This window comes from Bacillus mobilis (assembly GCF_001884045.1).
Classification (GTDB): Bacteria; Bacillota; Bacilli; order Bacillales; family Bacillaceae_G; genus Bacillus_A; species Bacillus_A mobilis.
The window spans coordinates 570,799-584,525 of record NZ_MACF01000046.1; the positions used below are offsets into that span (position 1 = coordinate 570,799).

The window sequence follows — 13,727 nt, forward strand, 5'->3', positions numbered from 1 at the left end:
TTCATACTATTATTACTTGAATAAGGGAGGGGGCAACAGGATGGAATGGAAACCAAATCGTACAGATAAGACGCCTGTATATAAACAAATAGCTGATTATATTGAAAGGGGTATTTCTTCAGGTGAGTTTCCTTCTGACAGCAAGTTACCTTCTGAGCGTATGTTAGCAAAAGAATTGCAGGTGAACCGGAGTACAATAGTAGCTGCGTATGAAGAATTAAAATCACTTGGAGTAGTAGAACGGCAAAAGGGAAGCGGAACACGGGTGAATACAGACATATGGGGTGTTTCACATAAACGAATACCGAACTGGGGTAGGTACGTTGAGGATGGATCGTTCTTACCTAATGTGCCACTCGTTCAACAAATTCGAACGGAAACACAAAAAGATGACTTAATTAATTTAGCAAGTGGTGAATTGTCACCAGAGTTAATTCCAAGTGATAGATTCCGAACGATTTTGTCGGAGAAAATATTTATGGAAAACCTCGGTTATGACCATCCACTTGGAAATGAAATGTTGAGGAAAACAATTGCAGCACATGTTCAGCAATATAAACAAATTGAAGCAGATTCGAATTCTATCCTTATTACATCTGGAGCACAACAGGCACTGAATCTTATCGTTCAATGTTTATTAAAACCTGGCGATGCGATTGCAATTGAAGATCCGTCGTATTGTTTTTCATTGCCGATGTTTAAATCCGCGGGCTTACAAATATTTCATCTACCTGTTGATCAGCATGGAATGAATCCAGATGATTTAATTGATTTGCATAAAAAGCATCGTATTCGCATGGTATTTTTGAATCCAGATTATCAAAATCCAACGGGAACAGTGCTTTCATTAGCAAGACGTAAAAAGATTTTAGAACTGTCTTCTGAATTTGGTATACCGATTGTAGAAGATGATCCGTATAGCTTAACGTCATTTAATGGAGAAGTGAATCCAACATTAAAATCAATGGATCAAAACGGGAATGTTCTTTATATAAGTTCATTATCAAAAATTGTTGCATCAGGATTACGTATTGGCTGGGTAATTGGCCCTACACGTGTAATTGAACGTTTAGCGGATGCGAAGCAGCAAGTTGATTTTGGCCATAGCGTATTTACGCAGTGGGTGGCAAATCAATTTTTAGAATCAGAAGATTTTCATGCACATATTACAATGCTTCGTGAACAATTGAAAGAAAGAAGAGATGTGTTAATTAGAAAGCTTGAAGAAATATTGGGGGACCAGGTTGAATTTTTTGTTCCAGAGGGTGGAATACATTTATGGTGCAAAGTGCAAGGAACGTTTGATGAATATCATTTATTAGGCGAATCTATACGAAATGGTGTAGCGTTTGTCCCGGGTAGTGTTTTAGGTACTAAAAGTGAATATATTCGTTTTACTTTTGGGAGAGTAAATGCCGAACAAATTCAGCTGGGAATGACAAGGTTTGCTAAAACGTTAAATGAGATTTCATAATAGAGATGCGTAATATTGAAATGAGGGAAAGAAATGAAGTACGTGACGTTTTTACTTCAAGTAGGAGTGCTATATGTATTTAGTTTAGTTGGTACGTGGATTCAGGGAGAATTCCATCTATCAATGCCAGGAAGTTTAATTGGGATGTTAATGCTGTTTCTACTCCTTTCTACTCGTATTTTACCATTAAAGTGGTTTGAGGACGGGGCGGAAAAATTAATTGTCTTTTTACCGTTATTTCTAATTCCTTCGACAACAGGGCTGATGGAATATGGGTCTTTTCTTTTCAGTAAAGGGAGCGTTATATTTCTTTTAGTAGTTGTAAGCACGGTAGTAACTTTGATTATTTCAGGGTATATAAGTCAATTATTAGTAACATCAAAAAAATAAAATCGACAAGGTGCAAGATGCAAATGGTCTTAATTATTATTACTGTAGTAATGTATGTATTGGCGACAAAGTTATATAAAAAAATTCCGTTTCCATTTACGTTACCGGTGCTAACAGTTACAGTAAGTATGATTTGCTTATTTTTAATTTTTGGTATTTCTCATCATGAGTATAGAGCAAATGGGGGAGATATTCTTTCCGGTTTATTGAGTCCTGCAATTGTAGCGTTAGCGATACCATTATTTAAAGAGCGAAACATACTTATGAAAAACTTTTTGTCGATACTTATCGGCGTAGCTGTAGGTATAGTGGCTTTAACGAGTATGAATGTAGTGATTGGCGGTATGTTAAATATAGATAAGGAACTCATATTAACGACACTGCCGCAATTAGCGACGATGCCTATCGCCATATCATTAGCGGATCAAATTGGTGGTATTCCATCTATGACTTCTAGTTTCGTAGTAGTTGCAGGAATAACAGGTGCTATGATCGGACCGACAGTACTGAAGTTTTTCCGAATAACAAGTACGATTGGAAAAGGAGTGGGGATGGGATGCGCATCACATATTATTGGTGTGAGCCGTCTCGTGAAGGAAGGCGAGAAAGAGGCGACAATCGGTTCGGTGACGATGATTGTAACAGGAATACTCATTAGTATATTTATACCGTATGGAACGAAATTTTTATTTTAAAATGTAATGGAGATGAGAAAATGACAACATGGTTTATAGTTACTTTATTTATTTTTGGCGCTCTTAAAGTACTAGTTTCTAGTATGCCAACTTCTGTTGTAGAATCAATTATTAGTAGATTTGAATTGCATCAAAAACTTGAGGAAGAGAATACCTCTATATCAATAGATGGAAAAAATATAGAGGGAGAAATGAAACTACAAGTTATTCATGAATTTAATGAAGCTTTATTTTTAGATAAACATTATTTCCCGCCGCACGGGGAAGGAACACCGATCGTTATTAACACGAAGAAGGGGAACAAAGAGATTAGGTTTTCTCTATATAGCTATGAGGAACATGTTGATGTAATCAAGCAATATAAGAAGAAAATCGTTGCCTACCGTTTGCGTTCAAAAAGTCTTCAAAATCCCGCATCATTAGCAATAACTGAAGATTATGCTTAGGAAGAGATCTATAATGGTCTCTTTATTTTTGTATGAAATGATATGCTTTCCAAATAAAAGAAAAGAAAATCATATAGCCGAATAAAGAGTATGTATGATTCCAATCCAAGCTATGAATAAATAAACCGAAGCTTTCAGCAACCTGTTCAAAAATGCTGGCACAAATACCTATTGAAATAATAAATAGAATTCTAGAAACTGTAGATAATGTTTTTGAAATTTGTATGAAAATCGTTGTTAAAATCGGTAGTACAAACAAAGTAAAACCAATGTTAACTGAAAATATGGATGAGAATGGTCTAACCGGAAAGGAATACATTTGTGTTGCAACAAAGAAAGCATCTAAGCAAGTTCCGATCATAGAAGAGAGTAAAATTGTAACGACTAATGCGGAAAGACTATTCTTCTTCTCGAAGGAGAACATTTTTCTTTGCAAGAATGGCGAGTTCAATTTTTTCGAGCGTTTTACAGTAGTCTTCTGTAATTTGTCCATTTATATTTTCCTCCTTATCTACTAAGTAATTTACAACTTGCCAGTCCGTAAACCAATCTTCACTGTCAACTTCTTCATGCTTCATATCTCGCCATGCATAGATGAGTGCAGGACTGTAGATACGATGAGCGCCATTACGCAACTGGCATTTCTTTATTCGACGCTTATAAAATTCACGGGAAAAAGATTCATTTACACTTGAAAATAAATGAGGCCAGTAATCTTTCCTTGATCCTGTATGTGGATGGTGCTGGGCCCAGCTTATTATTTGAGATAAGACATGTGTGTCTCGAAATAATAATGAATACAACCTTTTTCCAATTAAGATTCGTTCGTGTAAGGAAGTGAAATGTTTCATTGTATCACCAAATAGTAATACTTTGTGTTTCTTATCATTTTCGTAGAATGGGAAAAGGATATGATTAAACTGAAAGAAATCAAAGAGTTTAAATCCAATACTATTAAGTACAGTCTTTTGAAATTGTATATTTTGTATCACTCTTTTTTCTAAGTAGTTTTGTTCATTAATAATAGTTGCAATGGCTAATGTTTTTTTGTTACCTGTTTTCCAAAAATCGTTCCACATCGTTTCCATAAATGTAGAAACATTTAGGTGAGGAAGAAGGTGAAATAGTTTTTGTGCTCTTTTTACACTTTGTTCATAAAGCAGAAATTGAGGATATACATCTTGGAAAATAAGCCAATTCCCTCTTTCTAAAAAAGAAAAAAATGTGATTTGCTCTTTCTCTGATAAAATTTTCGTATATAAATCGCCCTTTAAATCAGTCATATTCCAACCGCCGTTACGTGATACCATATGCCCAAGTAGTGCCCAATGTATTTCTGGATATTGAATGTAAAATTGGTAGTATGCGCGTGTTCTCGTCACATTATTTTTATTTAGCTGTTCTGTTTGTATTTTTATGTTGTTGATGATGAGTTGCTCTTCTTTCGTTAATTTATACATCGTGCCAGAATGAATGAACTTGCTTTTTTGTTTCAATTCATTTTTTACATCGAATAGGGAGAGAGGCAGGGCTTTGGAAGGTCCGTTATATGTATGATTTGAATTGCTTCGGTACATTCCATTACCTCCCTTTTTCATAAAATTAAACATGATTATTGGCTATGAGTCATTCTATTTATTTTATTACGAGTATAAGAAATAAATGAGCGGTGTTTTTTACAAGGATTTAGTTATCATACAAAAAGCATAAAAAATCTTACTGTTGTGAGGTGAAATGAAAAACAGAAACTATGTTTAATAGTTTCTGTTTTTTTATTTTGTCAATTAAATGTAACAAACGACGATTATGATTTAAATCAATTGAAAATAATTCAATAAATTTTTATAAATACAATTTTAATTGAAATGTGTAGTAGGAGGAAAAGAAATGCTAAATAAAATAATTTTAATTACTGGTGGTACAGGTTCGTGGGGACATGAACTTATAAAACAACTATTAGAAAAATCACCGAAAGAAATTAGGGTTTTTTCAAGAAATGAAACGGTTCAGTTTGAAATGCAGCAACAGTTTATAAATGATGATAGATTAAAATTTATTATTGGAGATATTCGTGATAAAGATCAACTAGCCTATGCTTGCCAAGGTGTACATTATGTATTCCATCTTGCAGCTTTAAAACATGTTCCAGTATGTGAGTATTATCCTTATGAAGCTATAAAAACTAATATACATGGTACACAAAATGTAATTGAAGCATCTATACAGATGCAAGTTGAGAAAGTTATATATGTTTCAACGGATAAAGCGGCTGATCCATCAAATACGTATGGGATGACAAAAGCAATTGGTGAGAAATTAATGGTCCATGCAAATATGCAAACGAAGAAAACAAAATTCATTTGTGTTCGTGGTGGAAATGTTTTAGGGACGAGCGGAAGTGTGGTACCACTTTTTAAAAAACAAATTAAAAAATCTTCACAAATAGGGATTACCGATGCAAATATGACTAGATTTTTCTTAACGATTGAAGATGCTGTCGGATTGTTATTTAAAGCCGTATATCAAGGTAGAGGTGGAGAAATCTTTGTTATGAAAATGCCGGCATGCAAAATAACAGATTTAGCAGAAGTGTTAATTGAAGATTCAAAAAAGGAAAACGTGAAGGTAAAAGAGGTAGGGATAAGACCGGGTGAAAAAGTAAGTGAAATGCTTTTATCTGAGGTAGAGAGTAAAACAAGTATAAGCTTTGATCAAAATTATTTTGTGGTACTACCGACTATTCCTATAGAAGGGCTGCAGGAATATTATGCTAGTTATCGGCTAGTGGATGTAAAGAGTTTTAGTTCTCAACAAGACTTACTTACAAAACGTGAGGTGAAACAAATGCTAGAAAAAGGAGGGTTTTTACGATGAAAAAAAATGCGAGCCTTTTAATAACTGGTGCAAATGGTTTCACAGGACGCCATGCTTGCCAATATTTTTTAGAGCAGGGCTTTCATGTAATCCCTATGTTTCAAAATCGTGCATATAGAGAAACAATTGGGAATGGTATTACTTGTAATTTAACTAATAAGAGCGAAGTAATGAAGGTAATGAAACGAATAAAGCCAGATTATGTATTGCATTTAGCAGGAAGAAATTCGGTCATAGAGTCTTGGACAGCTGCTCTTGAATATGTAGAGATTAATGTAATAGGGACATTATATTTATTAGAAGCAATTAAGCAAGAAGCACCTCACTGTAGAACGTTGGTTATAGGATCTGCTTTGCAAGCAGATAGTATGAACGAAATAAAAATTTCAAATCCATATAGTTTAAGTAAAACGATGCAAGTCATTATTGCAGAAGCGTGGAGTGAATTAATGAATTCAAATATTATCATTGCAAAGCCCTCGAATTTAATTGGTCCAGGAGTATCGAATGGTATTTGTTCTATTCTTGCAAAAAAAATGATAACTATAGAGTCGAATAAAAGTGAAGCAATTATTGAAGTAAACAGTTTGAAAGATAGTAGGGATTTTTTAGATGTACGTGATGCGGTTAAAGCGTATCATGTGTTATTACGCGATGGAACAAATGGAAAACAATATAATATTGGATCAGGGGTAAAACGGTCTTTATTAGATGTAATAGAACAATACAAAGAATTAACACAGCTGAATTTTTCCATAAAAGAAGCAGAGCATAGTGGGAACGAATCAAATGAGAGTTTAGTAATAGAGGATATAAAAAGGTTAGGTTGGGTCCCAGAAATTCAATTTCATCAATCATTAAAAGATGTACTCGAGTATGCGAAGTGTAGTGAAATCTGCATTCAATGAAAAATAAAAAGGGTGTAAGAAATATATGAATGGCTATAAAACAATAGATAATCAAAATACGCTATTTCTTTTAATTGTTGATACGCTGAACTGGAAAGATGAGGAAGAGCATGTTTTGTGCCTCTATGAGGCGATAAATAAATGTCGAGCTTATGTGGAAGGTAAAAAGGGTGATAGGAAAAGTCCAGTAATAGGTACAGGAACTAGGGCGGTAATTCAAGTCTTTGCTCAGTATGAATGTAGTGAGTATGGAAATGATTTTTATGGTCTCGTTAAAGATTTTTTGCAAGATATAGGATTTGAGTTAAATGTTTATATAAATAATAGTAAGTTTACTTACATTTAATAGATAAGTATAAAACAAGATTTTTAATGATAAAGGTGGATATAAATTATGAATAAAAAGATTCTCTTTACTGGGGGCGGTACAGCTGGACACGTAATGATTAATATGGTATTGATTCCTAAATTTATGGAAAAAGGATGGGGAGTTGAGTATATTGGATCTCAAAATGGAATTGAAAAACTATTAGTTCAAAATGTGAAATACAATAGTATTTCAACGGGAAAGCTTAGGAGATATTGGGATTGGGAGAACTTTAAAGATCCTTTTAAAATAATAAAAGGTTGCATACAAAGTTATAAATTGATGAAACGAATAAAACCAGATGTTATTTTTTCGGCAGGAGGATTTGTGTCCGTTCCTGTAGTAATAGGAGCGTGGATGAATAAAGTACCCGTAATAATACGTGAACCAGATAGTACGTTAGGATTAGCAAATAAAATAGCATTACCTTTTACTACAAAACTATGCACAACATTTCCTCAGACAGGAGAAAATGTAAGTAATGAGAAGAAGGTTTATGTAGGACCAATTGTAAGGGAAGAAATTGAGAGGGGCAACGTATTGCGGGGAAGAAGCTATTGTAAATTTCAGCAAGATAAACCAGTATTGTTAATTATGGGTGGGAGTCAAGGTGCTCAATGGATAAATAATATGGTAAGGGAAAGTTTGGAAACATTACTATTAAATTTTAATATTGTTCATATGTGCGGTAAAGGGAAGGTGGATTCATCTATTGGTATGGAAGGTTATATGCAATTTGAATATATAGGGGAAGAGTTGCCACATATACTAAATATGGCGAGTGTTGTAGTTTCGAGAGCGGGTTCTACTGCTATTTCTGAATTGCTATTCTTGAAGAAACCAATGTTGCTTATCCCGCTAACTAACAGTTCCAGTAGGGGAGATCAAGTTTTAAATGCTGAATATTTTTCTCGGCAAGGATATGCAGAAGTTATACTCCAAGACAAAGTAAGTATGAATGTATTCATACATGCAGTAAATAAGTTGTATGCAAATAAGGAGAGATATATTCAAAACATGACTGGCTATACGAAAACAAATGATGAGGGGATTCATCAATTAATAGATATAATAAATGAAGTGGTGCAGTAATAGAAATTTAAATAGTAAAAAGGAAAGAAGGTATCTTCTTTCCTTTTTACTATAGTTGTTCAAATTCATTATTACTTATCCTATTATGGGTGAATCCCACTTTCTAATAGCTCAGTAAATGCATTAGTATGAATAGGTTTACTGTAATAGTAACCTTGAATAAACTGACATTTATTTTTTTGAAGGAAATCCACGTGTTCTTTCGTTTCTACCCCTTCAGCAATGACAGACATTCCTAATGTATTTGCTAATGTGATGATTGTTTTAATAATTTCCATTCCATCGTCACATGTTTCAGACATTGTAATAAATTCTCTTGGGATTTTTAACGTATCGATTGGATATAAAGGTAAGTAAGCTAGCGAAGAATAGCCTGTACCAAAGTCGTCGATTGAAATGTGAATCCCTAAACTTTTTAGTGTGCGCAATTTTATCAATGTTTCTCGTTCATCCATCATTGCAATTCGCTCTGTTAACTCAAGATCGAGAGAACTTGCTGGTAAACCTGTATTTGCTAAAGTAGAAGAAATAGACTTTACAAAATCCTCTTGTTCAAATTCTTTAGCAGATAAATTTACACCTATTTTTAAATGTGAATATCCGAGTGCATGCCAACGTTTCATTTGCTCGCAAGCTTGCTCTAATGTCCATTTTCCTATTGGAATAATTTGTAGTGTTTCTTCTGCAATCGGAATAAACTCGTATGGAGAAATAACGCCTAATTCAGGATGATTCCACCTGATTAAAGCCTCTGCACCAATAATTTTATTAGATTCACTATCAACTTGAGGTTGGTATAAAAGGAATAATTCTTCATTTTGTATTGCGTTTGGTAAATCTTTTTCTAATCGTAATCGTCTTTCAATTTTTTTAGCGATTACATCGTCATAAATAGAGACAGAGTTAAGCTCTTTTGCCTTTGCATCATACATTGCAACATTAGCGTTTTTCAGAAGTGTAGCGGTATCGATTCCGGAATGTGGATAAATTGCGATGCCGATACTTAGTGATAAAGTTAATGTATGCTCATGTATGACAAACGGCTTTTCCATGCATTCAAATAACCGGTTACATAATTGGAATAAGGAATCTTCGTCAGTATAGTTTTCAATTAAAATTGTAAATTCATCGCCACCGATTCTTGACAGATGAGTATGTGATGGAAGACAGGATTGGAATCGCTTTGCTACTTCTTCTAATATGTAATCTCCTGACGAATGTCCCAGTGTATCGTTAATTGCTTTAAAGCGATCTAAATCTAAATATAATAATGCGAACTCACTGTCTGTTGTTCTAGCATTTTTTATAACTCTTTTTAATTTCTTATGGAAAAAGGCACGGTTCCCAATTTTCGTTACAGTATCATGGAATGCTAAATATTTTATTTCTTCTTGCTGTTTTTTTAGTGCAGTAATATCTTTCACCATTATATAGCTTCCTGAAATTTGCCCGTCTATCATAATAGGGACGATGGTAACGTATAAAAAATAAGTAAAGCCATCTTTATATTGAGAACTGAGTTGTAAGGATGCCGATTCTTGTTGTTTCACTTTTTCTAATGCAGATGCTAGTTTATGTTTATCTTCATCTAAAATAATCGAAAAACAAGTTTCACCGAGTAACTCATTCGTTGGTGCTCCCAGTAACATACTTCCAGCTTTATTTACATTTAAGAAGATTCCATTCAAATCAATCGTAAAAATAGGATCAGGATGATATTCATATAGTGATTTGAATTTTTGTTGTTTCTGAGATAGAGCCTCTGATTTATAAACTAAATCAGAAGTTCGTAAAGTCACTTTTTCTTCTAGTTGAGCATTAAATGCCTGTAAATGTTTTGTTAGGGAATTGTTTTGCATACGTACAATAGAATGACGAATGAGTACGAAAATAAAAGTAATACAATTTCCTGTAATGAGAGTTGAAGATGCTGTTTGTTCTTTTAGTGTAAACCCGATTAGTATTGTAACGGCAAGATAGGGGAATACAACTAAAACTTTTTTTCCTAGTTTAGGGTGTACAATAAAGTAATTTTTAGTGCTATTATAATCATCTGAAATAGAACCAGCTATTGCAATAAGTAATATAGGTATTCTATATAAAAGACGTAATAATGTTATCGTTTCAGTTGATAAATGATTATTTAAGTAAAAATAAATATAGTTAAAAGTTGCAGAACTTATTAATACAAAAATAAAGATATAAATCTTCCGTTTGGAATTAAAAATTGTCGGACGGAAAAAGAGACTAACGCCTAGTAGAAGAAATAATAAATCTGCAATTGGGTATAGAAATGAAAGGAAAACATCTCCTAGTGAAAGAGAGAATATATTTAAATTTGGCTGATTAAATAAATACCACTCCAATGTGAATATGGAAGTAAGTACAATGCATATATCACAAATAAAGAACGCTTTTTCCCATTTATCGCATTCTTTTAAAATTTTATAACAGAAAGCGATAAGACAGAAAAATAAGAAAAACATGTAAAATACATCAGAAATAGTAAATCGATGTATTGGAATTTCGAAGAAGCTATCCTCATATGTGTATACTATTTTCCCTAATAAAAAGCTACCGATTGCTATTGTGATACATATCCAAAATGGATTTGAACTAACTTTTTTAGAATATATAGAGTAAATGAGCGATACAAATGTAATGGCTTCAACGATAAGTGAAGCGAAGCGTACATCCGAATTTGAAAAATGAGTAGGGAACAGATAAAAAAATATAAAATAGATTGAATAGCATATTAATGTTCCAATTAATATATATAGTTGTAAATTTTTATTTAATTTCAATAAAATCACCTTCTTTAATTATGCACTATATTCGTAATATCTATACATAATAATATTATTTAAGAATTGTATCAGATTTCCTTATAAAAATCATGTTTATAAGGAAAGTGTTAAAAAGTGTAATACTTCTTAAAATTAAAAAAGTGTTGTTTTTAATAATATGTACTTCATCAAGATTTTAAATGGGAATTGTATATTTAGTCATCCTTTGGATTCTATAGGTTTTTTAATATTTCGCAAGTGAATATGCATAATTGCATAAAGATAATACATTCAATTTTATATAAAATATTTTCATTATAAAGTATGAACTAAACTTTTGTATGTATTTATTCTCATACTAATGAGGGATTTCAAAAAGAGGTTACGTATATACAATAATACGTAAGCATGTATGAAATTTTTAGTATGGGAGGAAAAGCATGAAGAATTGGGTGAAATTTCGAATAGCACGTCCAACTGATCAGTTTGAAAAGGTTATAGAATTCTATGAAAAAGGATTAGGATTAAAACGTATAGGTGAATTCTACGATCATGAAGGTTATGATGGGGTCATGTTTGGACTCCCAGATGAAGAATATCATTTAGAATTTACAAGACATATAGATGGGAGCCCATGCCCAGCTCCGACAAAAGATAATTTACTCGTATTTTATATGAGTGAAGATAGTGAAATGAAAAAAATGAGTAAAAGGCTGCATGCATTGGGATATAATGAAGTCGAACCTGAAAACCCATACTGGAAAGACAAGGGGATAACGATAGAGGATCCAGATGGTTGGAGAATTGTGTTGATGAAACTAGAGGAATAATGGGTAATGATGCTTGAAGTTCAAGTAGGAGGAAATACGTAAGAGGGCTTTCTTTTGAGGGGATACACTCATGGAAAGCTCTTTTATTTATAATTTGAAATTCTATTCTGAAAATTATAAAATGAGAACATGTATTCCTGTTGGTTTGAGAGGAATGTCTGTAAAGATGAAGAGAACACTAGGGGGGCTTTTTTTATGATATGCCGGATTAAGGATGCGGAAATATATTATGAAATCATTGGCGAAGGAAAACCAGTCATTATTATACATGGCTGTGCACCTGATCATAGGTTAATGAAGATATGCATGGAATCAGTATTTCAAAAATATAAAGGTCACCAAAGAATATATATTGATTTACCTGGCAGGGGGAAATCGAATGCTCCAGATTGGATACATAGTTCAGATCATATGTTAGAACTGTTACTTGCATGTATTTAAGAAATTATTCCAACGAAAAACTTTTTATTAGTAGGGGAGTCCTATGGCGGATATTTAGCCAGAGGCATACTCACAAAGCTGTTTGAAAGAGTAACCGGATTACTATTGGTATGTCCTGTTGTTGTAGCGGAGCAAGAAAAAAGGGATCGCCCGAATAAACAGGTAACTGTACAAGATAAGGAGTTTTTAAATACACTAACTTCCACTGATAGAGAAGAGTTTTGCGAGTTAGCAGTAGTCGCGAATGAATATACATATACGAGATTTAAAGAGGAGATTAAGCCGGGACTAGATATTGCTAATTATGAATTTATTGAAAGGTTGCAACAGAATTACTCTCTTACTATGAATTTTCATCATATGAAATATGAGAAACCCGTTCTTTTACTAGCCGGAAGACAAGATATATCGGTAGGTTATCAAGATATTATAGGAATTATTGATGATTATCCAAGAGCGACATTAACGGTGTTAGATATGGCAGGGCATAATTTACAAATTGAACAACCTGAAGTATTCGAGAGTTTAGTAGGCGAGTGGATTAGACGAACAAATCAACAAAGTTTATAAAAGACGAATGAATATTTTCGAGGAGGAATTATGAGTACATATATCTATATGGTTAGACATGGTGAATCACCAAAATTAGAGGGAAATGAAAGAACGCGTGGGTTAACTGAGAAGGGACATATGGAAGCCTGTCGAGTAACTGACATATTAAAAGAGGAGAGGATTGATACTTTTATTTCCAGTCCCTATAATCGGGCTATGTTAACGATAGAAAAAGCAGCTGATTTCTATGAAAAAGAAATAGTAGTATATGAAAATCTCAAAGAGTGTATGTTTTCAAATGAGGATCAGATTTTATCAGATAAAGAGGTATATCCACTTGTAAAGAAAATGTTCGCAAATCACGATTTTACACTAACGGAAGGAGAGTCATATAAGGATTGTCAGAGACGGGTGGTGAAAGTGTTAAAGGAAATATTAATGGATTTTCAAGGGCAAAAAATTATAATTGGTACGCATGGGCTTGTAATGACTTTAATGATGAATTACTTTGATAATCAATACGGGTTTGAATTTTTAATGCAGACATCAAAGCCTGACATATATAGGTTGGAATTGAAGGATGAGCAATTAATGAATGTAGAAAGATTATGGATAGGAGATAGAAAGAATCTTTATCAACTATTTTTAGAATCTTAAATCAATAAGTAATTATTCAGTTTCTGAATAATATAATTGGAAGTTGGTTTAAGTAAACAATTTTTAATGTGACAAAACTCCAAACGCTGGATTTATATTCAATTGGAGAAAAAGATGTAGAATTTTGTCTTACGGTCCCCGTTTACTTTTCATTTCATTACATATAGGCTTTGTGGTGTAAAGGAGAAAATCACCTTTACACAAAATTTATAAGG

Annotated in this window: 13 protein-coding genes and 1 pseudogene; 11 read left to right on the forward strand and 3 right to left on the reverse strand. The window is 33.1% G+C overall.

Going from position 1 to position 13,727, the window contains the following annotated elements:
• Positions 1-40 precede the first annotated feature (40 nt).
• The 4 genes from pdxR to BAQ44_RS08035 are packed head-to-tail and all read left to right on the forward strand — an operon-like array spanning position 41 to position 3,005.
• Entirely contained in the window at positions 41-1,474 is a 1,434-nt protein-coding gene (gene pdxR / locus BAQ44_RS08020) for a MocR-like pyridoxine biosynthesis transcription factor PdxR (RefSeq protein ID WP_071721426.1), read from the forward strand.
• A 33-nt stretch (positions 1,475-1,507) separates the two neighbouring features.
• Positions 1,508-1,864, forward strand: a complete 357-nt coding sequence (locus BAQ44_RS08025) for a CidA/LrgA family holin-like protein (protein ID WP_071721427.1) — start codon at positions 1,508-1,510, stop codon at positions 1,862-1,864.
• Positions 1,865-1,887: 23 nt separating this feature from the next.
• Positions 1,888-2,559, forward strand: a complete 672-nt coding sequence (locus BAQ44_RS08030; RefSeq protein ID WP_071721428.1) for an LrgB family protein — start codon at positions 1,888-1,890, stop codon at positions 2,557-2,559.
• Between the two features lie 20 nt (positions 2,560-2,579).
• Positions 2,580-3,005: a YfmQ family protein gene (locus BAQ44_RS08035; protein WP_061678161.1), complete on the forward strand. Its 426-nt coding sequence runs from the start codon at positions 2,580-2,582 to the stop codon at positions 3,003-3,005.
• 22 nt (positions 3,006-3,027) lie between these two features.
• Here the strand turns inward: BAQ44_RS08035 and BAQ44_RS08040 are convergent, their stop codons facing one another.
• Entirely contained in the window at positions 3,028-3,429 is a 402-nt protein-coding gene (locus BAQ44_RS08040; protein ID WP_116758353.1) for a CBO0543 family protein, read from the reverse strand.
• Entirely contained in the window at positions 3,404-4,582 is a 1,179-nt protein-coding gene (locus BAQ44_RS08045) for a DUF2515 domain-containing protein (RefSeq protein ID WP_071721430.1), read from the reverse strand. The genes BAQ44_RS08040 and BAQ44_RS08045 overlap by 26 nt, the downstream gene beginning before the upstream one ends.
• A 310-nt stretch (positions 4,583-4,892) precedes the next feature.
• Between BAQ44_RS08045 and BAQ44_RS08050 the strand changes: the two genes are divergently transcribed.
• The 4 genes from BAQ44_RS08050 to BAQ44_RS08065 are packed head-to-tail and all read left to right on the forward strand — an operon-like array spanning position 4,893 to position 8,246.
• Positions 4,893-5,879 carry a UDP-N-acetylglucosamine 4,6-dehydratase family protein gene (locus BAQ44_RS08050; RefSeq protein ID WP_071721431.1) on the forward strand — a complete coding sequence of 329 codons (987 nt, stop codon included), beginning with the start codon at positions 4,893-4,895 and terminating at the stop codon, positions 5,877-5,879.
• Entirely contained in the window at positions 5,876-6,787 is a 912-nt protein-coding gene (locus tag BAQ44_RS08055) for an SDR family oxidoreductase (RefSeq protein WP_071721432.1), read from the forward strand. Before BAQ44_RS08050 ends, BAQ44_RS08055 begins: the two co-directional genes overlap by 4 nt.
• A 25-nt stretch (positions 6,788-6,812) precedes the next feature.
• Entirely contained in the window at positions 6,813-7,133 is a 321-nt protein-coding gene (locus BAQ44_RS08060; protein WP_071721433.1) for a DUF6572 domain-containing protein, read from the forward strand.
• Between the two features lie 48 nt (positions 7,134-7,181).
• Positions 7,182-8,246: an undecaprenyldiphospho-muramoylpentapeptide beta-N-acetylglucosaminyltransferase gene (locus tag BAQ44_RS08065; protein WP_071721434.1), complete on the forward strand. Its 1,065-nt coding sequence runs from the start codon at positions 7,182-7,184 to the stop codon at positions 8,244-8,246.
• An 83-nt stretch (positions 8,247-8,329) separates the two neighbouring features.
• Here the strand turns inward: BAQ44_RS08065 and BAQ44_RS08070 are convergent, their stop codons facing one another.
• Entirely contained in the window at positions 8,330-11,050 is a 2,721-nt protein-coding gene (locus tag BAQ44_RS08070; RefSeq protein ID WP_071721435.1) for a sensor domain-containing phosphodiesterase, read from the reverse strand.
• Positions 11,051-11,472: 422 nt separating this feature from the next.
• Between BAQ44_RS08070 and BAQ44_RS08075 the strand changes: the two genes are divergently transcribed.
• From BAQ44_RS08075 to BAQ44_RS08085, 3 genes and pseudogenes are all read left to right on the forward strand, one after another.
• Positions 11,473-11,862 (forward strand): VOC family protein, encoded by a 390-nt coding sequence (locus BAQ44_RS08075; RefSeq protein ID WP_071721436.1) that lies wholly within the window; start codon positions 11,473-11,475, stop codon positions 11,860-11,862.
• A gap of 195 nt (positions 11,863-12,057) precedes the next feature.
• A pseudogene (locus tag BAQ44_RS08080) lies at positions 12,058-12,873 on the forward strand (alpha/beta fold hydrolase).
• Positions 12,874-12,903: 30 nt separating this feature from the next.
• On the forward strand, positions 12,904-13,512 hold the full coding sequence (locus BAQ44_RS08085) for a histidine phosphatase family protein (RefSeq protein WP_071721437.1): 609 nt from the start codon (positions 12,904-12,906) through the stop codon (positions 13,510-13,512).
• Positions 13,513-13,727: the final 215 nt, after the last annotated feature.

Coding starts and splice junctions, on each gene's coding strand:
- BAQ44_RS08060 (WP_071721433.1), top strand. CDS start 6,813: ATGAATGGCTATAAAACAATAGATAATCAAAATACGCTATTTCTTTTA.
- BAQ44_RS08025 (WP_071721427.1), top strand. CDS start 1,508: ATGAAGTACGTGACGTTTTTACTTCAAGTAGGAGTGCTATATGTATTT.
- BAQ44_RS08075 (WP_071721436.1), top strand. CDS start 11,473: ATGAAGAATTGGGTGAAATTTCGAATAGCACGTCCAACTGATCAGTTT.
- BAQ44_RS08085 (WP_071721437.1), top strand. CDS start 12,904: ATGAGTACATATATCTATATGGTTAGACATGGTGAATCACCAAAATTA.
- BAQ44_RS08030 (WP_071721428.1), top strand. CDS start 1,888: ATGGTCTTAATTATTATTACTGTAGTAATGTATGTATTGGCGACAAAG.
- BAQ44_RS08045 (WP_071721430.1), bottom strand. CDS start 4,582: ATGTACCGAAGCAATTCAAATCATACATATAACGGACCTTCCAAAGCC.
- BAQ44_RS08065 (WP_071721434.1), top strand. CDS start 7,182: ATGAATAAAAAGATTCTCTTTACTGGGGGCGGTACAGCTGGACACGTA.
- pdxR (WP_071721426.1), top strand. CDS start 41: ATGGAATGGAAACCAAATCGTACAGATAAGACGCCTGTATATAAACAA.
- BAQ44_RS08050 (WP_071721431.1), top strand. CDS start 4,893: ATGCTAAATAAAATAATTTTAATTACTGGTGGTACAGGTTCGTGGGGA.
- BAQ44_RS08035 (WP_061678161.1), top strand. CDS start 2,580: ATGACAACATGGTTTATAGTTACTTTATTTATTTTTGGCGCTCTTAAA.
- BAQ44_RS08040 (WP_116758353.1), bottom strand. CDS start 3,429: ATGTTCTCCTTCGAGAAGAAGAATAGTCTTTCCGCATTAGTCGTTACA.
- BAQ44_RS08055 (WP_071721432.1), top strand. CDS start 5,876: ATGAAAAAAAATGCGAGCCTTTTAATAACTGGTGCAAATGGTTTCACA.